Here is a 23,340-nt window from a genome sequence, read left to right as displayed (position 1 = left end):
TGACCGCCCGCGGTTAACAAGTACTCACGGGTCAGCGGCCCTGCCAGACCGGTTCGCGCTTCTCGGCGAATGCCGTCGGCCCTTCCTTGGCGTCGGCGCTGGAGAAGACGGTCTTGAACGCGGCGGTGTTCGCCGCCCATGCACCGTCTTCCCAGTCGGGTTCGGTGGCGGTGCGGTGGATCATGGCCTTCGATTCGCGTACCGACAGGGGCGCGTTGGCGGCGATCTGCTCCGCGAGTTCGAGCGCGACCTCGAGGGCGGTGCCTGCCGGGGCGACCCGGTTGACGAGGCCCAGTTCCTTGCCCTGTGCTGCGGTGATCGGCTCGCCGGTCAGCGCGATCTCCAGCGCGACCTTCTTCGGGATCTGCTGCTGCAGGCGGATCACCCCGCCCGCCGCGGCGAACAGTCCGCGCTTGACCTCGGGAAGTCCGAGTTTCGCTTCCTCGTCCACGACCGCGAGGTCACTCGCGAGCACCAGTTCGGTGCCGCCGCCGAGGGCGAAGCCGTTGACCGCGGCGATGGTCGGCTTGCTGATCCAATGCTGGGCGTAACCGGCGAAGCCCCATTCGGGGTGCCCCTCCGCAGCAATGTTCTGGCCCGTCGCGAGGGCCTTGAGGTCGGCGCCGGCGCAGAAGCCGCGGCCGGACCCGGTCACCACGACCACCCGCACGTCGGGGTCGTTCTCGGCCAGCTCGAGTAGATTGCCCACGGCGGTCGACAACGCGCCGTTCACCGCATTGAGTGCTTTGGGGCGGTTCAGCGTGATGATGCCGATGCCTCCGCGCCGCTCCCAGAGTGCGGCTGCCTCCGTCGTCTCCGTCTGTTCTGGCACGTCTCATCCTCCGACTCGGCCCGATTACTGATCGCTCGTTAAAGTTAGTACCACGCGCCCATCGACACGGTCAATGGCCGACTTTATCTAGCGCCCGTTCAGTAGCGTCTGGTATGGATAGTCAGGGACCGACGGAGGAGATCACCACGTGTATGCCCAGCAACTGACCAGCGCTTCCGGCCCCGCCGGAGTGCAGCTCGCCGAGATCGACGAACCCGACGGAACCGGACTCGTCGTCGTCGATCTGCACGCCGCCGGCGTCTCTTTTCCCGACCTGCTGCAGACCACCGGCAGCTATCAGATCGTCCGCGACATGCCCTTCGTGCTGGGCGTCGAGGGCGCGGGCGTCGTCCGCAGCGCCCCCGCGGACAGCGGCATCCGGGCAGGGCAGCGGGTGGCCGTCCTCGCGACGGACGGCGCGTGGCAGCAGACCGTCGCGGTCGAACCCGACTCGGTGTTCCCCCTCCCCGACTCGGTGTCTCTCGAAGCGGGCGCCGGATTCCTGATGAACTACCTGACCGTGCACTTCGCCCTCGACGAGCGTGCCCGCTTCCGCGCAGGCGAGACGGTGCTGGTGCACGGCGCCGCCGGCGGTGTCGGGGTGGCCGCGCTGCAGGTCGCGGCCGCGCTGGGACTCGAGACGATCGCCGTGGTCAGCACGGAGGAGAAGGCCGGCATCGCGAAGGCCAACCGCGCCGATCACGTCGTCCTCGTGGACGGGTGGAAGGACCGGGTCCGCGATCTCACCGGCGGCCGCGGCGTCGACATCATCCTCGACCCGGTGGGCGGCGACCGTTTCACCGACAGCCTGCGCAGCCTCGCCCCCAACGGGCGGCTCGTGGTCCTCGGGTTCACCGGCGGCGAGATCCCCACCGTCAAGGTCAATCGGCTTCTGCTGCGTAACATCTCGGTTCTCGGCGCCGGCTGGGGCGAGTACGTGCGCACCAACCCCGGCTACACGGCGCGGCAGTGGGCAGCCCTGAGCCCGCTCCTCGAATCCGGCGCGCTCCGGGTCACCGAGCCCACCGTCTACTCGTTCGAACACGCCGGCGACGCACTGCGGACACTCGAAACCCGTTCCGCCACCGGCAAGATCGCCCTCTCCGTCCGCCCTTCTTGACTAAGGATCCCCATGAGCACCGACATTCCCGGCGTGGACACGACCGTCGACAACGGCGTCCTCCGCGTCACCCTCAACCGCCCCACGCGGATGAACGCCGTCACCACCGAGACCCTCGACGCCATCGCCGATGCCTTCGCAAAGCACGCGGGTGACGCGGAGGTCCGCGCCGCGATCCTCACCGGCACCGGGCGCGCCTTCTGCACGGGCGCAGACCTGGGCGGACTGGACATCTCCGGACCGCCGTCGTCCGCGACCATCGACGCCGCGAACCGTGCGGCGGCCGCGATCCGCGCGTTTCCGCGGCCCGTGATCGGCGCGGTCAATGGTCCCGCGGCCGGTGTCGGCGTCTCTCTGGCCCTGGCCTGCGACCTCACGATCGCCACCGAGTCGAGCTATTTCCTGCTCGCGTTCACGAAAGTCGGCCTGATGCCGGACGGCGGCGCCACCGCGCTGGTCGCCGCGTCGATCGGCCGCGCCCGCGCGCTGAAGATGGCACTCCTGGCCGAACGAATGCCCGCGCGTGAGGCTCTCACTGCCGGGTTGATCGCCGACGTGTACCCCGACGAGGAGTTCGCCACGACCGTCGACGCCCTCGGGCGACGTCTCGCCGACGGACCGTCGGAGGCCTTCCACTTCACCAAGGACGCCGTCAACGACGCGACACTCGTCGAACTCGACAATGCGTTCGCCCGCGAACGTTCGGGCCAGATCGACCTTCTCGCAGCCCCCGATTTCCACGAGGGCGTCGCAGCGTTCATGGAAAAGCGTCCCGCAGTGTTCGGCCGGGTCTGAGGCGTCACCGTGACAGCGGCGTCGCACGCTCAGCCGTTCGCCTCGCGGCGGATGCACTGGGCCAATCATGTTGCCCGGCATGCTTTCGCGAAACCCGAAGCGGTGGCACTCCGGTTCCGGGGTGCCTCGACCACGTGGCGTGAACTCGACGACCGCAGTGCCCGGACCGCGGCGGTCCTCGCCGCCCGCGGTGTCGGCGCCGGCGATCGTGTGGTGCTGCTGCTGACCAACCGCCCGGAGTTCCTCGAGGTGATGCTCGCCGCGACTCGCCTGGGTGCGATCGCCGTCCCCGTCAATTTCCGGCTGAGTCCCGGCGAGGTGAAGTTCATCGTCGCCGACAGCGACGCCGCCGTCGTGGTCGTCGAGGATTCGCTCGTCGATCTCGCCGCCGAGGTCGACGACGCCGTCCCGGTGCTCGTGGTGGGCGACGCCGCCGCCGACATCTCGCTCGAGAAGCAGTTGCGCGCAGCCGATCCCGACCTCCCGATCGCGGACGTGCCGGAGGACTCGCCCGCCGCGATCATGTACACGTCGGGCACCACCGGGCGTCCGAAGGGCGCGGTGCTGTCGCACCTGAATCTCCAGGCGCAGGCGCTGACCCTCATCCGCGGGTGGCGGCTGTTCGACACCGAGTCCGAGGTCAACCTCGTCTCGTCGCCGCTGTTCCACATCGCCGCCCTCGGCAGTGTGGGGCCGTTCCTGCTGATCGGCGCCACCATCGTCATCCACCCGACCGGGGCGTTCGACGCGACCGCCGTGCTCGACGCGCTCGAGCGGGAGCGGGTGACCAGCGTGTTCATGGTGCCCACCCAATGGCAGGCCATCCTCGACGACGCCGAAACCGAGGGCCGGGATCTGGCCCTGCGGGTACTGGGATGGGGAGCCGCGCCTGCCACCCCGACGCTCCTCGACCGCCTGTACGCCGCGTTTCCCGACACCGCGATCGTCGCGTTCTTCGGGCAGACCGAGATGTCGCCGGTGACGTGCATGCTCGACGGCAAGGATGCCGTGCGCAAGATCGGGTCGGTCGGGAAGCCGATCGACACGGTCGCGATGCGCGTGGTCGACGAGACGATGAACGACGTCGCGCAGGGCGAGATCGGTGAGATCGTCTACCGCGGGCCGGGACTCATGGAGGGGTACTGGCGCAACCCGAAGGCGACCGCGGACGCGTTCGACGGCGGCTGGTTCCACTCCGGCGATCTGGTGCGGGTGGATTCCGAGGGATTCGTGTACGTGGTGGACCGCAAGAAGGACTTGATCATCTCGGGCGGGGAGAACATCTACTGCGCCGAGGTCGAGAATGCCCTCGCCGCCCACCCGGACATCGTCGACGTCGCCGTGATCGGGCGGCCCGACGAGCGCTGGGGCGAAGTCCCCGTCGCGGTCGTGGTGCCGCGGGCCGGGGCTGCGGTCGGGGTCGACGCCCTCGCGGACTGGCTCGACGGCCGTGTCGCCCGGTACAAGCGGCCCAAGTTCGTCGAGATTCTCCCCCAGCTGCCCCGCAACGCCAGCGGCAAGGTCGTCAAAGGCGTTCTGCGCGAACAGTTCGGTGCGCCGAGCAGTTAGCCCGCCGGCGGCAGGAGGTGGCGGACCAGAAAGTCGGTCTCGTCCGCGACCACCCGCTCGAACAGTGCACCGAAGTACGGGTCGAAGTGCCCGCCCGGGTACACGTGCACGTCGGCGCCGGGGGTCCTCGCCGCGGCCTTCTGCGCACTGCGGGTGAACGTGACGACGTCGTGATCGGCGATGGCGAAGAAGACGGGGCACGCGATCTTCGCGACCGTCGTGGTCGGCCGGTACAGCGCCGCCTGCAACGCCACCCGTCCCGGGGTTTCGTTCCGCCACGTCGACCCGGGCGGATCCATCGCGCGGTACCCCGCCTCGGCGTCGGGTGTGGTCATGGCCGCGAACGATCCCGGCGGACCGACGACGGGGAACATGTACGGCGGGCGACCGCGCAACTGGGCGTACCGGTCCCGCAGGTAGGCGATCGCCATGCGGCCCAGTCCGGCCGGTCCGAGTCGCGGAAGGTTCGTCAGACCGTCGACGTACGGAACCTGTGACACGACCGCGGCCACCCGCCGGTCCTGCGCCGCCGTGGTCAGGACGAGTCCGCCGGACAGCGACGTTCCCCACAGCGCAACCCGGGCGGGGTCGATGTCCGGGCGGGTCCGCACGTACGCGACGGCGCTGTTCCAGTCGTCGAGCTGGCTGTCGATGTCGAGCAGTTGCCGGGGTTCGCCCTCGCTGGCACCGAAGTACCGGTAGTCGAACACCAGCGCCGCGACTCCCGCGCCCGCGAACCGCGTCGCGAAGGCGTCGAGTCGCTGCTCGCGCACTCCGCTCCAGCCGTGCGCGAGCACCACACAGGGTGCCGCAGTGGGCGTTTCGACCCGGCGGCGGTACAGCCAGGCAGCGCAGCGCTGCCCGCGCGAAGTGAACGACACGTCCTCGCGGCGGACGTCAGGGCACGACCGACCAGCTTCGACGGGTGTCGGCCGAGGATTCATGGGAGGCGCCTCCGAGAGGTGTGGATACCGTCCAGTCTCGGGGCCTTCGGGAACCTGCGACAGGCACCCTAGGGTGACGAATCCGCACCCCAGGGTGGAAGATCAGCTCTCGAGGGCGACTTTCATGCGCTCGAGTGTCTGCCGCATCCCGTCCTGCATCAACCGGTCGCGGTTGCTGCCCAGCACCTTCGATTTCTGCACCAGTCGCACCCACCATACGGGCGTCGCGTAGATCTCCCGGGTCTCGGTGACGAGAGTGCCGGAGCCCGAGGGTTCGAGGCGGTACGTCCAGCGGGCCTTCGGTTCGTCCGCTTCGAACGAGAACGTTTGACCCGGAACGACATCCACGACGGTGCAGTGCGTCTTCCAGCGCACCGGTCCGTGCCGGTTGGCGCCGACGAACCGGGCCCCCACCGTCGCCGGTGTGCCCGACGTCCAGCGCGCCCCGGTGTTCTCGGGACTGAACCGGCCCATGCCCTCGACGTCGGTCACCACACCCCACACCTCGGTGGCCGGGACGTCGATCAGGATGCTCGCGCTGTCCACGTCTACCGGCCCGGAATCCACTGCAGCGCCTTCACGAAGGGCGGCATGATCTTGGCCCACACCTTCGGCGAGAGTCCACGCGGTCCGCCGAGGTTGAGAACGCGGGTGGTGGCGATGGTCTGCGGCTCGGTGTACTTGAGGAGCCCGTCCTCGCCGTGGCGGCGCCCGACACCGGACACTCCCATGCCACCCATCGGCGCTCCGGTGCTACCCCACGCCGGGGCGTAGCCCTCGTCGACGTTGACGGTGCCCGCGTGGATCCGTGCGGCGATCGCCTCGCCCTCCGCCTTGGTTCCCGCCCACACGCTGGCGTTCAGGCCGTACTCGGTGTCGTTGGCGCGGTCGATCGCCTCGTCGACGTCGGCGACGGGGTAGATCGAGACCAGCGGCCCGAACGTCTCGTCGCGGTAGCACTCGGCGTCCTCCGGGACACCGGTCAGGACCGTCGGCTCGTAGAACAGCGGTCCGAGGTCGGGGCGCGCCTTGCCGCCTGCCACCACGGTCGCGCCCTTGACGACGGCGTCGTCGACGTGGCTGGACACCGCCTTCACCTGGTCCTCGGATACGAGGCTGCCCATTTCGATGCCGAAGTCGTAGCCGGCGCCGAGCTTCATCTTGCGGACGCGTTCACCGAACATCCGGGTGAATTCGGGGGCGATGGATTCCTCGACGTAGATCCGCTCGATGGAGATACACAGCTGCCCGGAGTTGGAGTAGCAGGCACGGACCGCGGCGTCGGTGACCTCACGGAGGTTCGCGCCTGCGGTGACGATCATCGGGTTCTTGCCGCCGAGTTCGGCGGAGAAGCCGATGAGACGACGACCGGCCTGCTCGGCGAGCAGCTGCCCCGTCGCCGAGGACCCGGTGAACATCAGGTACTCGGTGTTCTCGACGAGGGCAGTGCCGACCACCGAGCCCGGTCCGGGGACGACGGCGAACAGATCGCGCGGCAGACCGGCCTGGTACAGCAGGTCGACGCAGGCCAGGGCGCAGTACGGGGTCTGGCTGTCGGGCTTGAGGACGACGGCGTTGCCGGCGAGGAGCGCGGCGACGGCATCGGACACCGCGAGGGTCATGGGGTAGTTCCACGGCGAGATGACGCCGACGACGCCCTTCGGCTGGTACCGCACCACCGTCTTGGTGAGGCCGGGCAGCATGCCGGAGATGCGGCGGGGACGCAGCAGCTTGGGGGCGACGCGCGCGTAATGGCGGGCGGTCATCGAGATGTCGAGGACCTCTTCCTGCGCGGCGGCGCGGGACTTGCCCGTCTCGGCCTGCGCCATGTCCATCAGTGCGTTGCGGTTCTCCAGCACCAGGTCTCGGTAGCGGTGGAAGATCGCGGCGCGTTCGGTGACCGGGCGGGCGGCCCATTCCTTCTGCGCCACCCGGGCGCGCGCAATGGCATCCAAGGCGTCCTGGGCCGTTCCAACGGGGACGGTGGCCAGTTCCTTGCCCGTGAACGCCTCGACGACGGACCGCGTCGGGCGATCCGCGGCGTCCGGGATGGCGATGAGGTCGGCGAGCCGCGCGAACGTGGCGGCGGTCGGAACAGGCATTTCGTACCCCTACTGGTTAGTAGTTTTCGCGGTTACACATAACTTACCTGTTCGGTGGGCCGTGTCACAGGGGTGGATGGATCAGTGCCGCTCCTCGAGCCCGACCGCCTCCCGCAGCTTTTCCTCCGCCTTCTTCAGTTCGGGGTCGTCCTGGGCGGAGGAGTCGAGCAGCGCGGCGAGGGCCTCGGCGATGACGTTGAGTTTCTCCTGCAGCGCCTCGGCCGAACGCCGGCCCGCGTTCTCGAGCAGCACCACGAGCAGCAGCGTGAACACGGCGCCGACGGTGTGGATGGCGATCTGCCACTCGTGGAGGTCCTTCCACAGCGGAATGCTGACGACCCACAGCACCACGACGCCGGCGCAGATCCCGAAGAACGGTGCCTGACTGACCCGGAGTTCGATCTGCTCGACGAACTTGTCGAACGTCGACCGTTGATCGGTGCGCTGCTCGCGTGCAGCCTTCGCACTGCGTTCCATCTTCGGAGTCTAGGCTCAGCGACCACTCCCGATATGCCCGTTTCAGCTGAAATGCCCGTTTCAGCACATCACGACATTCAGAGCGAGGCCGCCGGTGGAGGTCTCCTTGTACTTGTCGGACATGTCGAGGCCGGTCTGCCGCATCGTCTCGATGACGGTGTCGAGGGAGACGACATGGCTGCCGTCGCTGCCCAGCGCCATCCGCGCCGCGCTCAGCGCCGTCACCGCCGCGATCCCGTTCCGTTCGATGCAGGGAATCTGCACGAGCCCGCCGACCGGGTCGCAGGTGAGGCCGAGGTGGTGTTCCATCGCTATCTCGGCGGCGTACTCGACCTGCGCCGGCGTTCCGCCGAGCACTGCGCACAGTGCCCCGGCCGCCATCGCGCACGCCGACCCGACCTCACCCTGGCAACCGGCCTCCGCACCCGAAATGGACGCGTTCGCCTTCACCAGCGAGCCGATCGCCGTGGCGGTGAGCAGGAACGCCCGCATGTCCGCGGTGCCGCCGGCGAGGAATTGCTCGTAGTACCTCCCGACGGCCGGGACGATGCCGGCCGCCCCGTTCGTCGGTGCCGTGACGACGCGGCCACCGGCGGCGTTCTCCTCGTTGACGGCCATCGCGTACGTCTGCAGCCAGTCGATTGCATCGCCCCCGGATTCGAGTCGCCGGAACAGGCCGGGCGCCCGCCTCACGACGTCCAGTCCGCCCGGCAGCCGACCCTCGGTGGACACCCCGGCGTCGATGCACGCCACCATCGCCGACCAGATGCGGTCGATCGCCCCGGACACACAGTCGGCGCCGATCAACGCCGCCTCGTTCGCGTCCGCGACCTCGGCGATGCTGTTCCCGGTCGCGGCGCAGATCGCGAGCAGCTCACCGGCGGTCGTGAAGGGGAACGGCACGGCGGGCCGGTCGACGGTGGACGGTCGCGCATCCTCCGGAACGACGAACCCGCCGCCGACCGAGTAGTACACCCGGTCGGCGACGGCGGTTCCGGCGCCGTCGAGCGCTCGCAGCCGCAACGCGTTCGTGTGCAGCGGCATTCGGGTGAGCGGCGCGAACACCACGTCCCGTTCCCGCACGACCACCGGACGAGTCCCGCCGAGGGCCACGGTGACGCCGTCACCGAGCCTTCGCCACGCACCCCGGACGTCATCGGGATCGCACGTCTCCGGCCGAGATCCGGCGAGCCCGGCGACGACGGCATCGGGGGTTCCGTGGCCGATGCCGGTCGCCGCCAGCGCCCCGTAGAGTACACACTCCACCCTCGCGACCCGGTCGAGTCGACCGGACACACGCAGCTCGTCGACGAAGTCGGCCGCCGCGCGCATCGGGCCGACGGTGTGGGAACTGCTGGGCCCGATGCCGAGGGTGAAGAGTTCCGTCAGGGAGACGTATGCGCTCATGCCCAGTTCGCGGTCCGGGTGAATCCCTCCGGGCGTTCCGCCTGCAGCCGGAGCAGCTCGCCGCGAACCCCGGCGTCCAGCGCGGCGTCGAGGACCGTCCATGCCAGCGCCGTCGCGCCGTCGATGATCGCCGTGTCGGCGGCGGGAGTCGCCGCGGCGTCCGCGAAGTCGGCGTTGTGCGGGATCGCGGTGCTCCCGAGGACTGCGATCCCGGGATGGATGGACGGCACGACCTGGGACACGTTGCCCATGTCGCTGGACCCGCCACCCAGTGAAGCGGACGTTAGTTCGCGACCGGTGGCCTGCAGGTTCCGATCCCAGATGTCCGCGAGCACCGGATTCTGCAGCATCGGTGCGTACGGCGGTTCCGTTGCTGCATAGACCCACTCGCATCCGGTCGCGATGGCACCGGCTTCGAAGCAGGCGAGCACCCGCGCCTTCACCTCGCGCCACTCCTCGATCTCCGGTGCCCGCACCTCGACCTGCACGACGGTCCGGGCCGGGATGATGTTGGTGACGTCGCCGCCGTGCGAGACGAACGCATTGACGCGGGTCTTCGCCCGGAACTGCTGGCGGACAAGCCCGATGGCGTTCAGCGCGATCGTCGCGGCGGCCCCGGCGTTGATCCCGTGCTCCGGTGCGCCGGCCGCGTGCGCGGCGCGGCCGGTGAACGTGACCTCGAATCGGTCGACCGCCTGCATCCACAGCGAGGCGCAGGGCATGTCCGTTCCCGACGTGCCGTGGACCATCAGCGACAGCGCCGCGTCCTCCCACGCGCCGGCTTCGAGCATCGGAATCTTGCCGCCGCCGTGCTCCTCGGCGGGTGTGCCCAGCAGTTTGATCCGGAGTCCGGCCTCGTCGGCAACGGCCGCGAGTGCGAGGGCGGCACCGACCCCGGCGGCCGCGATCATGTTGTGCCCGCACGCGTGCCCGACCTCCGGCAATGCGTCGTACTCGGCGCAGATCGCGACGGTGAGGTCACCGCTGCCGTGCGTTGCCTCGACCGCCGTGTCGAGGCCGTAGACGCCGACGGTGGTGTCGAAGCCTGCGTTCCGGAGCGTGTCGCCGACGAGCGCGGCCGCGTGGTGCTCCTCGAACGCGATCTCGGGGGTGTCGTGAATGCGATGGCTGAGATCGAGCAGGTTCTGCTCGTTGTTCCGGATGATCTGCGCCGCAGCGTCCTTCAGTGCTGCTGTGCGCGCGTCGGTGGTGTCGCCTGCGGAGGTGGCGAGAGTCATGAGCGGGTGCCTTCCTGGTAGATGCGAACGACGGTCACTGCGCGACGGCGGCGATGTCGCGCAGAGGCGGCGCGACGATCTCGTCGGAAAGCGTTGAGTCGTAGGGGGTTTGCGCCGTGCGGGTACTGAACTCCTTACGCGCCGAGGCCAGCAGTTCGGCGTCCGTCAGGAGGTCCACGGCAGTCGAGGCCATGATCTTGGCGGCGTGGATCATCCCCTTGTGCGCGGCGGGCAGTTTGCCCTGGGCGACCATCTGCCACGAGTGGGCGGCCGTGCCGACGCAGACGCACGCCGTGGCGCACTGCACAAACGGTGTCACCCAGCTGACGTCGCCGAGGTCGCTGGATCCGGTCATCGTCGGCCGCAGCGAGCGCGCGTCGAACGTGAGGATCCCGGTGTGCAGAACGCTTCCGTCGCCCTCGAATTCACCGCCGAGAGTGCTCGCCGTACGTCCCGACGCCGTCTTCGTGACGAACGCCTCCGCGGTCGCGAGATCGGTGCCGTCGAACGGCACCGGCCCGAGCTCGCGGAGCCGTTCCTGCATCGAATCCTCGAGGACGACGTTGGGCAGGATGTCCGAGCAGCCACCGTCGATCTCGATCTCGACCGTCGTCTCCGTCATCAGGGCGGCGCCCTCGGCGATCTTCGTCACGCGGGCGAACAGCTCGCGCATGCCGGCCACGTCGGGCGAGCGCACCAGGTAGTAGGCCTCGGCGGACGCCTGCACGACGTTCGGCGAGCGCCCGCCGGTGTCGAGGATCGCGTAGTGGATCCGGCAGTCCGACGGCATGTGCTCACGCAGGAAGTTCGTGCCCACGTTCATCAGTTCGAGTGCGTCGAGTGCGCTGCGGCCACGTTCGGGGGACACCCCGGCGTGCGCGGCGATGCCGGTGAACCGAACGTACGCCTGGACGTAGGCGAGCGTCCGGATCCGCTGCACGGTGGTGGTGTCGCCGGGGTGCCACGACACGGCGGCGTCGACGTCGTCGAACGCACCTTCCTTCACCATGAACGTCTTTCCGGCGGCGGCTTCCTCCGCGGGACACCCGTAGTAGCGGACGGTTCCGGGCAGGCCGTTCGCATCGAGGTAGCGTTTGACGGCAGTCGCGGCGAGGAGGGAACCGCCGCCCAGCAGGTGGTGGCCGCAGCCCTGCCCGTTACCGGACTCGTTGCCGGGCTCCGGCTCCGGCACGGCACTTCCCGACTTCTGGCTCAGCCCGGCGAGAGCGTCGTACTCGCCGACGATCGCGATCACCGGCTTTCCGCTTCCCGCTTCGGCGCTGAACGCGGTCGGGATGCCGGCCACCGAGCGGGTGACGACGAAGCCCTCCGCCTCGGCGGCGGCGATCTGCGCATCGACGGACGCGTGTTCCTCCCAACGCAATTCGGGGTTGTCCCAGATGGCATCGCTCAACACGGCGTACTGCGGGCCGAGCTCGTCGATGGTGCCGAGGAGTTGTGGATCGACAGACACTTTAGATGTCCTTTCATCGGTGTCACGGGTTGTCAGGCGGGTACTTGCTTGCCGTCGGCGAGTGGGAGCTTGTCGTTTTCGGCGGTCGTCGCGGAAGACCGGAGTTTGCGCGCCAGGAGAGCCGTGACGACGCACAATGCCGCGCAGACCGCCCACACCACGTGATAGGCGCTCGCGGACGGGATCTGCTTGCCGCCGGCGGTGAGCGCCGGGGTGACCATCGACGACATGACGAGCGCGAACACGGCGCCGGACACGGCACCTGCCGCGGTGCGGGACGTGTTGTAGAGGCCGGATGCGATGCCGACCGAATCCGGTGGCGCCTGCTGCACGATGACGGTGGGCAGCACCCCGACCACCACTCCGCCGCCGAGACCCGCGACGACCAGCCACAGGGCGAACAGTGGGGGACTCCCCGGAACGACGATCATCAGTCCGTAGGCCGCCGCCGAGAGCAGCGCACCCAGGGCGAGGGATCCGGGGACGGTGAGGGCGGATCGGGCGAGCCGGTCGCTCACCGATGCGCCGACGAACATCGCGAGCGCGAACAGCGCCAGGATCAGGCCGGTCACCGACGCGGTGACACCCATTCCGTAGCCGTTCGTCTCCGGCACGGCACGCAGGAAGAGGGCGCAGGGGGTCTGGACACCGAACAGCTGGGCGCCGAACAGCAACGCCATCAGCATCGGTACCCGCATCCCCCGTCCGATGACGTCGAGGTCCACGAGGGGGTGCCGGACGCGACGTTCCACGAACACCCACCCGACGAGAACCGCGGCCCCGACGCCGATCGACGTCCATGTCAGCGCGCTCGTCCAACCCCACGTGCTCGCGTTGGACACACCGCCGAGCACGCCGAGCAGGCCCACGGTGAGCAGAACCGCACCGGCCCAGTCGACGGTTCCCTCCTTACGCACCGTCGTCTCCGGGACGAGGAAGTACACGACGGGCAGGCAGGTCGTCATGAGCACGGCCGGGACGAGCAGGACCAGCCCGACACTGTCGACGACGGAGTCGAGCAGGAATCCCGAGAGCAGACCGCCGACGGCAGCGCCCAGTGTCAGTGACCCGACGAGCCTGCCGATGCTCCGGCCGGCAGTGGCTGCATTGCGGTCGCGCACAATCGCGAATTCGAGCGGCAGGAACGCCGCGAGCGGTGCCTGCAGTGCCCGGCCGACGAGCAGCAGTTCGTAGGACGGCGCGAACGCGACAAGGTACGAGCCGAGCGCGACGGAGGTGGTGGCGAGAACGAGAAGGCGTTTGTGCCCGAAGAGGTCCCCGAGTTTGGCGATCAGTGGCACACAGGCTGCCGTTCCCAGCAGGTACATGGCGCTCACCCAGTTCAATGCGGCGGACGACGCATCGAAGCGTTCGCCGATGGCGGGCAGCAGCGGGGAGAACCACCCCTGCAGCAACCCGCTCGCGAACTCCATGACCACGAGGAACCCGACCGCTGCGGTGGCAGCGTCGCCTCCCCGGATGTGGCGCGAAGAACTCATTTCGACTCCAAGAGGACGAGTGGAAAGTGACTCATGGAAGAGTGCCGCCGCGTGAATTCCGTCGTGTAAATTTGCAGCATTCTCGGCATCAAAGGACAAACCATGCAGGATTACGAGCCAGATGACGTCGACTTCGCACTCATGCATGCACTGCAAATCGAGCCGCGGGCGTCGTGGAAGGCGCTCGCGCCCGCGCTGGGCGTCGACCCCGTGACGTTGTCGAGGCGGTACCAGCGGCTCCGCAACGCTGGCCTCATCTGGATTACCGGATACGACGCCGGGACGCCCGGGCGCGGCGCGCTGATCGAAATCGAATGCGCACCAGGACGATCGGTCGCCATCGCCGAGGCCATGTCCGAAGATCCGATGGTCGCAAGCATCGACTTCACGGCCGGCGGACGCGACCTGCTTCTCACGCTGATGGCCGAGGACTCGGCGGACACGTCACGATTCCTGCTCCACCGCCTCGGGGAGTATCCGGCGATCCGGCGGGCCCGGACGCACCTCATCACGGAGGTGCTCTTCGAGGCCGGAAACTGGCGGCTGCGGACGCTGTCCGCGGAGCAGGTCGCCAAGGTTCCCGCAGCCCGTCCGCCACGGCCCCGCGCGGCGCGGACGGTCGCGCCCGGGCTCAAGCGCCTGATCCATCATGAATTGGGCATCGACGGTCGCGCACCGACGACCGCGATCGCGGAACGCGCCGGCGTCAGCAATCAGCGCATCACCGACGCCATCGCGACGATGCGGCGGGACGGCTCCCTCCGGCTGCGCGCCGACATCGCCCGCACCTACTCGGAATGGCCGATCTACGCCTGGTACTTCATGCAGGTTCCCGCGCCCCTCGTCGAGCGTCTGCGAACCTCGCTGGGCAAGATCGAGGAAGTACGGTTGGCGGTACTCGTGGCCAGCGAATACAACCTGATCATGGCCGTCTGGTTGCGCACCCTCAACGACGTGCACCGGTTCGAACTGCTCCTGGAGAAGCTCCTCCCAGGGTCGCGGGTGGCGGACCGATCGGTGGTCATGCAGATCGGCAAACACCTGGGGCACATCCTGGACGACCGCGGTCGGGCGACGGGCCCAGTGGTGTCCATGATTTCGCCCGCCCCGGCGTGACCGCGGGCCGTAGTTCTCAGACGATCCTCAGAAGAATCACAACTCGCAGTCCTAACGTGTCCCCGGCATACCAACCGACATGGGAGGACTCGTCATGAATGTTTCACGAGCACGTCTGCACCTCGGCATCGCGGCGGCCGGCGCTCTCGCCACAGCCGTCCTGGTACCGGGGATCGCTTCCGCGGATCCGACCGACTCCGACTCAGCCCGTCTCGTGAACAGCACCTGCAGCTTCGCCCAGATCGATGCGGCGATGCACGACGTGACCCCGCAACTCGCCGCACGCCTCGATCAGGCACCCGAGCGCAAGGCTCAGCTCGCGGACTTCTTCTCGAAGTCTCCTGCGGAGCGTCAGGCCGTCCTCGACGCGCACCCGCAGCTGAAGAGCCGGCTGGAGACCGTCCCGACCGAGGGACCGGCCGTCGAGTGGCGCGCGAAGGCCCTGACGATCGCCGAGACCTGCGACAATTACTGAAGCAAATACTGTTCCGGAAATGCCGAAAGCCCCCCAACATGGTTGGGGGGCTTTCGGTAACGGATGTTCGGCGGTGTCCTACTCTCCCACACCCTGTCGGGTGCAGTACCATCGGCGCTGGAGGGCTTAGCTTCCGGGTTCGGAATGGGACCGGGCGTTTCCCCTCCGCTATGGCCGCCGTAACTCTGTGAAATCAACACTCCACCACGGTTTTCGGTGGAGTGTTGATTTCACAGACCCTCTTCTTTCAAAAAGGGGTCTGTGTTCACTCCACCAATTCCCGCAGGGAACGTGTGTGTTGTTTCAGATACTGCACAGTGGACGCGTAGCTTCTTTGTGGTAAGTCCTCGGCCTATTAGTACCAGTCACCTGCACCAGTTACCTGGCTTCCAGTTCTGGCCTATCAACCCGGTGGTCTGCCGGGGGCCTTACCCCCTCGAGGGGGTGAGAAACCTCATCTTGGAACAGGCTTCCCGCTTAGATGCTTTCAGCGGTTATCCCTTCCGAACGTAGCTAACCAGCGGTGCTCCTGGTGGAACAACTGGCACACCAGAGGTTCGTCCGTCCCGGTCCTCTCGTACTAGGGACAGCCTTCCTCAAGTTTCTAACGCGCGCGGCGGATAGAGACCGAACTGTCTCACGACGTTCTAAACCCAGCTCGCGTGCCGCTTTAATGGGCGAACAGCCCAACCCTTGGGACCTACTCCAGCCCCAGGATGCGACGAGCCGACATCGAGGTGCCAAACCATCCCGTCGATATGGACTCTTGGGGAAGATCAGCCTGTTATCCCCGGGGTACCTTTTATCCGTTGAGCGACACCGCTTCCACTTGCCGGTGCCGGATCACTAGTCCCGACTTTCGTCCCTGCTCGACCTGTCAGTCTCACAGTCAAGCTCCCTTGTGCACTTGCACTCGACACCTGATTGCCAACCAGGCTGAGGGAACCTTTGGGCGCCTCCGTTACATTTTGGGAGGCAACCGCCCCAGTTAAACTACCCACCAGGCACTGTCCCTGAACCAGATCATGGTCCGAGGTTAGAGGTCCAATACGATCAGAGTGGTATTTCAACAACGACTCCACACTCACTGGCGTGAGCGCTTCACAGTCTCCCACCTATCCTACACAAACCGAACCGAACACCAATACCAAGCTGTAGTGAAGGTCCCGGGGTCTTTTCGTCCTGCCGCGCGTAACGAGCATCTTTACTCGTAATGCAATTTCGCCGAGTCTATGGTTGAGACAGCTGAGAAGTCGTTACGCCATTCGTGCAGGTCGGAACTTACCCGACAAGGAATTTCGCTACCTTAGGATGGTTATAGTTACCACCGCCGTTTACTGGGGCTTAAATTCTCAGCTTCGCCACAAGTGGCTAACCGGTCCTCTTAACCTTCCAGCACCGGGCAGGCGTCAGTCCGTATACATCGTCTTACGACTTCGCACGGACCTGTGTTTTTAGTAAACAGTCGCTTCTCACTGGTCTCTGCGGCCCCACCCAGCTCACACTGCAAGAGTGATCACCGGACGAGGCCCCCCTTCTCCCGAAGTTACGGGGGCATTTTGCCGAGTTCCTTAACCATAGTTATCTCGATCGCCTTAGTATTCTCTACCTGACCACCTGTGTCGGTTTGGGGTACGGGCCGTGTGAAAGCTCGCTAGAGGCTTTTCTCGGCAGCATAGGATCACTGAATTCGCCTCATTCGGCTATGCGTCACCTCTCAGGCTTAATGAACGGCGGATTTGCCTACCGTTCGCCCTACAGGCTTACACCAGTATTACCACTGACTGGCTCAGCTACCTTCCTGCGTCACCCCATCGCTTGGCTACTACCAGATCAGGTCCCATGCATCCACATCCAGGGCCCCCGAAGGGACGTAAGGACGCTTCAGGATGGTTAGTATCACTGATTCACCAGGGGCGCGTTCACACGGGTACGGGAATATCAACCCGTTGTCCATCGGCTACGCCTGTCGGCCTCGTCTTAGGTCCCGACTCACCCTGGGCGGATTAACCTGGCCCAGGAACCCTTGGTCATTCGGCGGACGAGTTTCTCACTCGTCTTTCGCTACTCATGCCTGCATTCTCACTCGTGTGGCCTCCACGGCTGGGTCACCCCGCCGCTTCCATGGCCACACGACGCTCCCCTACCCACCCACACCACTGCCCACGACTCCGCAGAATCGAGGGGGTGCATTGTGTGAGTGCCGCAGCTTCGGTGGTGTACTTGAGCCCCGCTACATTGTCGGCGCAGGATCACTTGACCAGTGAGCTATTACGCACTCTTTCAAGGGTGGCTGCTTCTAAGCCAACCTCCTGGTTGTCTTCGCGACCCCACATCCTTTTCCACTTAGTACACGCTTAGGGACCTTAGCTGGCGATCTGGGCTGTTTCCCTCTCGACTACGAACCTTATCGCCCGCAGTCTCACTGCCGCGCTCTCACTCACCGGCATTCGGAGTTTGGCTGATTTCGGTAAGCTTGTGGGCCCCCTAGACCATCCAGTAGCTCTACCTCCGGTGAGAAACACGCGACGCTGCACCTAAATGCATTTCGGGGAGAACCAGCTATCACGGAGTTTGATTGGCCTTTCACCCCTACCCACAGCTCATCCCCTCAGTTTTCAACCTAAGTGGGTTCGGTCCTCCACGACGTCTTACCGTCGCTTCAACCTGGCCATGGGTAGATCACTCCGCTTCGGGTCTAGAACATGCCACTACGAACGCCCTATTCGGACTCGCTTTCGCTACGGCTACCCCACACGGGTTAACCTCGCGACATGCCACTAACTCGCAGGCTCATTCTTCAAAAGGCACGCCATCACCCCCAGCCACAAGTGGCTCGAAGGCTTTGACGGATTGTAAGCGCACGGTTTCAGGTACTATTTCACTCCCCTCCCGGGGTACTTTTCACCTTTCCCTCACGGTACTAGTCCGCTATCGGTCACCAGGGAGTATTCAGGCTTATCGGGTGGTCCCGACAGATTCACACCAGATTTCACGGGCCCGGTGCTACTTGGGTTTCCATCACGACAGTCGTCATGTTTTCGTGTACGGGATTCTCACCCTCTACGACAGGCCGTTCCAGACCACTTCCACTAACACAACGATTTCTTACTGTCGGCCAACACGGCAGCATCGACAAGATGAACCCCACAACCCCACGAATGCAACACCTGCCGGCTATCACACATCCATGGTTTAGCCTCTTCCGCTTTCGCTCGCCACTACTCACGGAATCACTATTGTTTTCTCTTCCTGTGGGTACTGAGATGTTTCACTTCCCCACGTTCCCTCCACACACCCTATATATTCAGGTGCGGGTAACACGACATCACTCGTGCTGGGTTTCCCCATTCGGACATCCTCGGATCTCAGCTCGGTTGACAGCTCCCCGAGGCTTATCGCAGCCTCCTACGTCCTTCATCGGCTCCTGGTGCCAAGGCATCCACCGTACGCTCTTCATTACTTACAACAAAGATGCTCGCGTCCACTGTGCAGTTCTCAAACAACACACAACCAACCACCCGCGCAGACACCAGACCAGACATCGAAGAGAACCGAAACCCTCCACAACGCCCGCGGTATGACCTGCAGTGCTTGTTTGTCGTCACTTTCCTGTAGAGGAAACACTCACGTGTTCTCTCAGGACCCAACAGTGCATCGATATAACTCTTCTCCCACCGGCACTCGGGCCGGCAGCAGTGAAAAGAATGTTTGTCAGTGTTCCACCCATGAGCGTCTGCCGTTCCACATGTGGGAACGAAACAGTCTCTGCCAGAACATCATCCACTGACTGTTCAGTGGTGCACGTCTGGAGAATGCTCCTTAGAAAGGAGGTGATCCAGCCGCACCTTCCGGTACGGCTACCTTGTTACGACTTCGTCCCAATCGCCGATCCCACCTTCGACGGCTCCCTCCCACGAGGGGTTAGGCCACCGGCTTCGGGTGTTACCGACTTTCATGACGTGACGGGCGGTGTGTACAAGGCCCGGGAACGTATTCACCGCAGCGTTGCTGATCTGCGATTACTAGCGACTCCGACTTCACGGGGTCGAGTTGCAGACCCCGATCCGAACTGAGACCGGCTTTAAGGGATTCGCTCCACCTCACGGTATCGCAGCCCTCTGTACCGGCCATTGTAGCATGTGTGAAGCCCTGGACATAAGGGGCATGATGACTTGACGTCGTCCCCACCTTCCTCCGAGTTGACCCCGGCAGTCTCTTACGAGTCCCCACCATTACGTGCTGGCAACATAAGACAAGGGTTGCGCTCGTTGCGGGACTTAACCCAACATCTCACGACACGAGCTGACGACAGCCATGCACCACCTGTATACCGACCACAAGGGGGGCCACATCTCTGCAGCTTTCCGGTATATGTCAAACCCAGGTAAGGTTCTTCGCGTTGCATCGAATTAATCCACATGCTCCGCCGCTTGTGCGGGCCCCCGTCAATTCCTTTGAGTTTTAGCCTTGCGGCCGTACTCCCCAGGCGGGGCGCTTAATGCGTTAGCTACGGCACGGATCCCGTGGAAGGAAACCCACACCTAGCGCCCACCGTTTACGGCGTGGACTACCAGGGTATCTAATCCTGTTCGCTACCCACGCTTTCGCTCCTCAGCGTCAGTTACTGCCCAGAGACCCGCCTTCGCCACCGGTGTTCCTCCTGATATCTGCGCATTTCACCGCTACACCAGGAATTCCAGTCTCCCCTGCAGTACTCAAGTCTGCCCGTATCGCCTGCAAGCTCGAGGTTGAGCCTCGAGTTTTCACAGACGACGCGACAAACCGCCTACGAGCTCTTTACGCCCAGTAATTCCGGACAACGCTTGCACCCTACGTATTACCGCGGCTGCTGGCACGTAGTTGGCCGGTGCTTCTTCTGCAGGTACCGTCACTTTCGCTTCGTCCCTGCTGAAAGAGGTTTACAACCCGAAGGCCGTCATCCCTCACGCGGCGTCGCTGCATCAGGCTTTCGCCCATTGTGCAATATTCCCCACTGCTGCCTCCCGTAGGAGTCTGGGCCGTGTCTCAGTCCCAGTGTGGCCGGTCACCCTCTCAGGTCGGCTACCCGTCGTCGCCTTGGTAGGCCATTACCCCACCAACAAGCTGATAGGCCGCGGGCCCATCCTGCACCAGTAAACCTTTCCACCAACGGCCATGCAGCCGAAGGTCATATCCGGTATTAGACCCAGTTTCCCAGGCTTATCCCGAAGTGCAGGGCAGATCACCCACGTGTTACTCACCCGTTCGCCGCTCGTGTACCCCGAAGGGCCTTACCGCTCGACTTGCATGTGTTAAGCACGCCGCCAGCGTTCGTCCTGAGCCAGGATCAAACTCTCCGTTGAAGACTCTAGATTTCGACACCCCCGAAGAGGCACCTAATCAGTCATAGACATCGAGTCAAATCACTAGCGATCAAAAACTCAAACTAGCTATCAAACACTGACCCCCCACCGACGGAAGAAGGAGGGAAGCCAGCAAAAATACCCACACCACACAAACCCCGAAACCCGAAGGCCCCGAAAGCAATCCGTGATGCGGAGTACCAAAAACATTTGGCACTGACATTCATCGACACACTGTTGAGTTCTCAAAGAACACGCGCACACCATCACTTCCGGCTCACTAGCCGGCCGCTCCGGGGCAACTTTTCCAGCTTATCTCATCGGGCTGACCGGCGCAAACCGGCACCCGCTGAAGACATTCCGGGGTTGAAGCACAACCATACACGATGGTGAACTTCGGATTTGTCAGGCACTTCGTACAACCTCGTTGCATTCACCAAGTGGTGAAGGTCGGTGTCCGTGTCGCTCTGACTTGGAATAAGTTACGCGAACCGTGCGCCGATTTCCAAATCGCCTGGTCGCAGCTATTTCGGTCGTCGAACCTTCAGGATCAGCGTCTCTCGCGCGCGCCGACTCCTTCTATATGGGGACTGTCCTCAGCCACAGGTGCGCAGGACCGTCCGCCCTGTATCCAGTCGGCGAATGTTGTCGGTGATGTCGCGGACGCGTCCGAGGAACGTGTGGTCGGTGACGCCGGACGAGTGCGGAGTCATCAGGACGTTCGGCAGGTCGCGGAAGGACAGTGCGCTCGGCGCGCCGTGACCGCCGGCATCGGGATAGGAGTACCAGACGTCGATGGCCGCGGCCGCGATCCGGTGCGAAGCCAGTGCGTCGTACAGCGGCCGCTCCTGAACGAGGGGGCCGCGCCCGACGTTGATCAGGACTCCGTCCCGTCCGAGCGCCTCGAGTTCCGGCCCGCCGATCATGCCGCGGGTGTGGTCGTTCAGCGGCGCAGACACGACCACGACGTCGGACTCGGTCATGAGCCGGGACAACGACGTGTTGTCGCCCGCCCATTCGAGCCCTTCCGCGTCGGCGACGAGATTTCCCCGCCCCGTCACCGCACAACCCTCTGCGCCGAACGCGCGCAGCAGGCTCCACGACCTCCCGCCGATGTGACCGAAGCCGACGAATCCGATCCGCGCGCCACGCATGGACCGGGACTGCGCGATCGCGTCGTCGTAGACCGACGTCGCCCACACGTCGCCCCGGAGGGCGCGGTCGTGATCGAGAAATCCACGGCGCAGCATCAGCGCCGCCGACACGATGTACTCCGCGATCGAGTCCTCGTGATGGAAGGTGTTTGCCACCAGGGTGTCGGGAGGAAGTGCGTCGAAGGCGACGTTGTCGGTGCCCGCGCCGGCGACGTGCAGTAGCCGCAGCTTCGGTGCGGCGGCCGCCATGGCGGCGGTGAACCGGCCGCCCACGTACACGTCGGCGTCGGCGAGGTCGGGGACGATCGCCGACTCGTCGAACTTCCGATGCCACGACACCACGGCGCCGGACGGCAGGCCCGACTCGAACAGCTCTCGATGCGGAAGCAGATTCCGGTCGCCGACGACGATCTTCATCAGGAACGGACCAGGGCCGGACGCTTGCTGTCGAACGACCAGCCGGGCACCAGGAACTGCATGCCGACCGAGTCGTCGCGCGCGCCGAGACCCTTCTGGAGGTACAGCTCGTGCGCGGCCTCGACCCGGTCCATGTCGAGTTCCACCCCGAGACCCGGGGTCGACGGCACCGTCAGGTAGCCGCCCTCGATCTCGTACGGGTCCCTGGTGATCCGCTGACCGTCCTGCCAGATCCAGTGGGTGTCGATGGCGGTGATGTCGCCCGGGGCCGCGGCGGCCACGTGGGTGAACATCGCGAGCGACACGTCGAAGTGGTTGTTGGAATGCGATCCCCACGTGAGGCCCCACGCATCGCAGAGCTGGGCGACGCGGACCGACCCGGCCATCGTCCAGAAGTGCGGGTCGGCGAGGGGGATGTCGACGGCGCCGGAGCGAATGGTGTGCCCCATCTCGCGCCAGTCGGTGGCGATCATGTTGGTGGCGGTCGGCAGTCCGGTGGCGCGCTTGAACTCGCTCATCACCTCGCGGCCGGAGAAGCTGCCCTCGGGGCCGACCGGGTCCTCGGCGTACGCGAGCACGTCTTTCAGTCCGCGGCAGGTCTCGATGGCCTCCGACAGCAGCCACCCGCCGTTGGGGTCGAGGGTGACCCGGGCGTCGGGGAACCGCTCGGCCAGAGCCGTGACGGCCGCCGCCTCCTCGCGGGGTGCGAGGACGCCGCCCTTGAGCTTGAAGTCGGCGAATCCGTATCGCGCCTGGGCGGCCTCGGCGAGCCGCACGACGGCGTCCGGTGTCAGTGCTTCCTCGTGCCGCAGGCGCAGCCAGTCGTCGGACTCCCCCGCACCCGACTGATAGTCCAGGTCGGTCTTGTTGCGGTCGCCGACGAAGAAGAGGTAGCCGAGCGCCTGCACCTTCTCGCGCTGCTGACCGTCGCCGAGCAGCGCCGCGACCGGGACACCGAGGTGCTGTCCGAGAACGTCGAGGAGTGCCGACTCGACGGCGGTGACGGCGTGGATGGCGACCCGGAGGTCGAACGTCTGGTTGCCGCGGCCCGCGGAGTCGCGGTCGGCGAACGTGCGCCGCAGGTCGGCGAGTACGCCGTTGTACTCGCCGATGCTGCGCCCGGTCACGATGGCGCGGGCGTCCTCGAGGGTACGCCGGATCGGTTCGCCGCCGGGGACCTCGCCGACACCGGTGTTGCCGTCGGAATCGGTGAGGATCACGAGGTTCCGGGTGAAGTACGGGGCATGCGCGCCGGACAGGTTCAGGAGCATGCTGTCGTGGCCCGCGATCGGGACCACTCGCATGTCGGTGACGACCGGGGTGCTCGTTGTACTCATCTTCCGAAACCTTCCTTCACAGCGCAGCGCCGCCCGTGA

General features: G+C 65.7%; 16 protein-coding genes and 3 rRNA genes. 5 read left to right on the top strand and 14 right to left on the bottom strand.

Annotation, left to right across the window (positions count from 1 at the left end; genetic code table 11):
- Nucleotides 1-31 precede the first annotated feature (31 nt).
- Nucleotides 32-832, bottom strand: coding sequence for a crotonase/enoyl-CoA hydratase family protein (locus tag ROP_RS18860; protein ID WP_012691005.1), 801 nt, complete (start codon nucleotides 830-832; stop codon nucleotides 32-34).
- Nucleotides 833-980: 148 nt separating this feature from the next.
- Between ROP_RS18860 and ROP_RS18855 the strand changes: the two genes are divergently transcribed.
- Genes ROP_RS18855 through ROP_RS18845 form a run of 3 tightly spaced genes read left to right on the top strand, consistent with a single transcriptional unit; the run spans nucleotide 981 to nucleotide 4,316 of the window.
- Nucleotides 981-1,952 (top strand): NADPH:quinone oxidoreductase family protein, encoded by a 972-nt coding sequence (locus ROP_RS18855; RefSeq protein WP_012691004.1) that lies wholly within the window; start codon nucleotides 981-983, stop codon nucleotides 1,950-1,952.
- Nucleotides 1,953-1,964: 12 nt separating this feature from the next.
- Nucleotides 1,965-2,747, top strand: coding sequence for an enoyl-CoA hydratase (locus ROP_RS18850; protein ID WP_012691003.1), 783 nt, complete (start codon nucleotides 1,965-1,967; stop codon nucleotides 2,745-2,747).
- 9 nt (nucleotides 2,748-2,756) lie between these two features.
- Nucleotides 2,757-4,316: a long-chain-fatty-acid--CoA ligase gene (locus tag ROP_RS18845; protein ID WP_012691002.1), complete on the top strand. Its 1,560-nt coding sequence runs from the start codon at nucleotides 2,757-2,759 to the stop codon at nucleotides 4,314-4,316.
- Here the strand turns inward: ROP_RS18845 and ROP_RS18840 are convergent.
- The 8 genes from ROP_RS18840 to ROP_RS18805 all read right to left on the bottom strand — a co-directional run bounded on the left by ROP_RS18840 (nucleotide 4,313) and on the right by ROP_RS18805 (nucleotide 13,457).
- Nucleotides 4,313-5,260, bottom strand: coding sequence for an alpha/beta hydrolase (locus ROP_RS18840; protein WP_012691001.1), 948 nt, complete (start codon nucleotides 5,258-5,260; stop codon nucleotides 4,313-4,315). The genes ROP_RS18845 and ROP_RS18840 overlap by 4 nt on opposite strands.
- A gap of 102 nt (nucleotides 5,261-5,362) precedes the next feature.
- The gene (locus ROP_RS18835; RefSeq protein WP_012691000.1) at nucleotides 5,363-5,806 is read right to left on the bottom strand and encodes an SRPBCC family protein; all 444 of its coding nucleotides are present in this window, start codon (nucleotides 5,804-5,806) and stop codon (nucleotides 5,363-5,365) included.
- 2 nt (nucleotides 5,807-5,808) lie between these two features.
- Nucleotides 5,809-7,362 carry a succinic semialdehyde dehydrogenase gene (locus tag ROP_RS18830; RefSeq protein WP_012690999.1) on the bottom strand — a complete coding sequence of 518 codons (1,554 nt, stop codon included), beginning with the start codon at nucleotides 7,360-7,362 and terminating at the stop codon, nucleotides 5,809-5,811.
- Nucleotides 7,363-7,443: 81 nt separating this feature from the next.
- On the bottom strand, nucleotides 7,444-7,839 hold the full coding sequence (locus ROP_RS18825) for a low affinity iron permease family protein (RefSeq protein WP_012690998.1): 396 nt from the start codon (nucleotides 7,837-7,839) through the stop codon (nucleotides 7,444-7,446).
- Between the two features lie 60 nt (nucleotides 7,840-7,899).
- Nucleotides 7,900-9,246, bottom strand: a complete 1,347-nt coding sequence (locus tag ROP_RS18820; protein WP_012690997.1) for an L-serine ammonia-lyase — start codon at nucleotides 9,244-9,246, stop codon at nucleotides 7,900-7,902.
- Nucleotides 9,243-10,484: an amidohydrolase gene (locus ROP_RS18815; RefSeq protein ID WP_012690996.1), complete on the bottom strand. Its 1,242-nt coding sequence runs from the start codon at nucleotides 10,482-10,484 to the stop codon at nucleotides 9,243-9,245. Before ROP_RS18815 ends, ROP_RS18820 begins: the two co-directional genes overlap by 4 nt.
- A gap of 34 nt (nucleotides 10,485-10,518) precedes the next feature.
- Nucleotides 10,519-11,958: an amidohydrolase gene (locus tag ROP_RS18810; RefSeq protein ID WP_012690995.1), complete on the bottom strand. Its 1,440-nt coding sequence runs from the start codon at nucleotides 11,956-11,958 to the stop codon at nucleotides 10,519-10,521.
- Between the two features lie 32 nt (nucleotides 11,959-11,990).
- The gene (locus ROP_RS18805) at nucleotides 11,991-13,457 is read right to left on the bottom strand and encodes an MFS transporter (protein WP_012690994.1); all 1,467 of its coding nucleotides are present in this window, start codon (nucleotides 13,455-13,457) and stop codon (nucleotides 11,991-11,993) included.
- A gap of 102 nt (nucleotides 13,458-13,559) precedes the next feature.
- Between ROP_RS18805 and ROP_RS18800 the strand changes: the two genes are divergently transcribed.
- On the top strand, nucleotides 13,560-14,573 hold the full coding sequence (locus ROP_RS18800) for an Lrp/AsnC family transcriptional regulator (RefSeq protein ID WP_012690993.1): 1,014 nt from the start codon (nucleotides 13,560-13,562) through the stop codon (nucleotides 14,571-14,573).
- Between the two features lie 94 nt (nucleotides 14,574-14,667).
- The gene (locus ROP_RS18795) at nucleotides 14,668-15,048 is read left to right on the top strand and encodes a hemophore-related protein (protein ID WP_012690992.1); all 381 of its coding nucleotides are present in this window, start codon (nucleotides 14,668-14,670) and stop codon (nucleotides 15,046-15,048) included.
- A 65-nt stretch (nucleotides 15,049-15,113) separates the two neighbouring features.
- Here the strand turns inward: ROP_RS18795 and rrf are convergent.
- The 5 genes from rrf to gudD form a co-directional block, all read right to left on the bottom strand.
- Nucleotides 15,114-15,230 (bottom strand): 5S ribosomal RNA (gene rrf, locus ROP_RS18790).
- A gap of 153 nt (nucleotides 15,231-15,383) precedes the next feature.
- A 23S ribosomal RNA gene (locus ROP_RS18785) occupies nucleotides 15,384-18,517 on the bottom strand.
- 357 nt (nucleotides 18,518-18,874) lie between these two features.
- Nucleotides 18,875-20,393 (bottom strand): 16S ribosomal RNA (locus ROP_RS18780).
- The 16S, 23S and 5S rRNA genes sit together here, the layout of an rRNA operon.
- A 596-nt stretch (nucleotides 20,394-20,989) precedes the next feature.
- On the bottom strand, nucleotides 20,990-21,964 hold the full coding sequence (locus ROP_RS18775; RefSeq protein WP_012690991.1) for a 2-hydroxyacid dehydrogenase: 975 nt from the start codon (nucleotides 21,962-21,964) through the stop codon (nucleotides 20,990-20,992).
- The gene (gudD, locus tag ROP_RS18770) at nucleotides 21,964-23,301 is read right to left on the bottom strand and encodes a glucarate dehydratase (RefSeq protein WP_012690990.1); all 1,338 of its coding nucleotides are present in this window, start codon (nucleotides 23,299-23,301) and stop codon (nucleotides 21,964-21,966) included. Before gudD ends, ROP_RS18775 begins: the two co-directional genes overlap by 1 nt.
- Nucleotides 23,302-23,340: the final 39 nt, after the last annotated feature.

This window comes from Rhodococcus opacus B4, assembly GCF_000010805.1.
GTDB classification, from domain to species: domain Bacteria; phylum Actinomycetota; class Actinomycetes; order Mycobacteriales; family Mycobacteriaceae; genus Rhodococcus_F; species Rhodococcus_F opacus_C.
Note: the sequence above shows the minus strand (reverse complement) of the source record. Positions and strands in the feature narration are given on the sequence as shown.

Bases quoted from the DNA above. Each gene is read 5' to 3' on its own strand.
- ROP_RS18825 (WP_012690998.1), bottom strand. From the start codon at position 7,839: ATGGAACGCAGTGCGAAGGCTGCACGCGAGCAGCGCACCGATCAACGG.
- ROP_RS18815 (WP_012690996.1), bottom strand. From the start codon at position 10,484: ATGACTCTCGCCACCTCCGCAGGCGACACCACCGACGCGCGCACAGCA.
- ROP_RS18805 (WP_012690994.1), bottom strand. From the start codon at position 13,457: ATGAGTTCTTCGCGCCACATCCGGGGAGGCGACGCTGCCACCGCAGCG.
- ROP_RS18795 (WP_012690992.1), top strand. From the start codon at position 14,668: ATGAATGTTTCACGAGCACGTCTGCACCTCGGCATCGCGGCGGCCGGC.
- ROP_RS18775 (WP_012690991.1), bottom strand. From the start codon at position 21,964: ATGAAGATCGTCGTCGGCGACCGGAATCTGCTTCCGCATCGAGAGCTG.
- ROP_RS18850 (WP_012691003.1), top strand. From the start codon at position 1,965: ATGAGCACCGACATTCCCGGCGTGGACACGACCGTCGACAACGGCGTC.
- ROP_RS18820 (WP_012690997.1), bottom strand. From the start codon at position 9,246: ATGAGCGCATACGTCTCCCTGACGGAACTCTTCACCCTCGGCATCGGG.
- gudD (WP_012690990.1), bottom strand. From the start codon at position 23,301: ATGAGTACAACGAGCACCCCGGTCGTCACCGACATGCGAGTGGTCCCG.
- ROP_RS18830 (WP_012690999.1), bottom strand. From the start codon at position 7,362: ATGCCTGTTCCGACCGCCGCCACGTTCGCGCGGCTCGCCGACCTCATC.
- ROP_RS18840 (WP_012691001.1), bottom strand. From the start codon at position 5,260: ATGAATCCTCGGCCGACACCCGTCGAAGCTGGTCGGTCGTGCCCTGAC.
- ROP_RS18800 (WP_012690993.1), top strand. From the start codon at position 13,560: ATGCAGGATTACGAGCCAGATGACGTCGACTTCGCACTCATGCATGCA.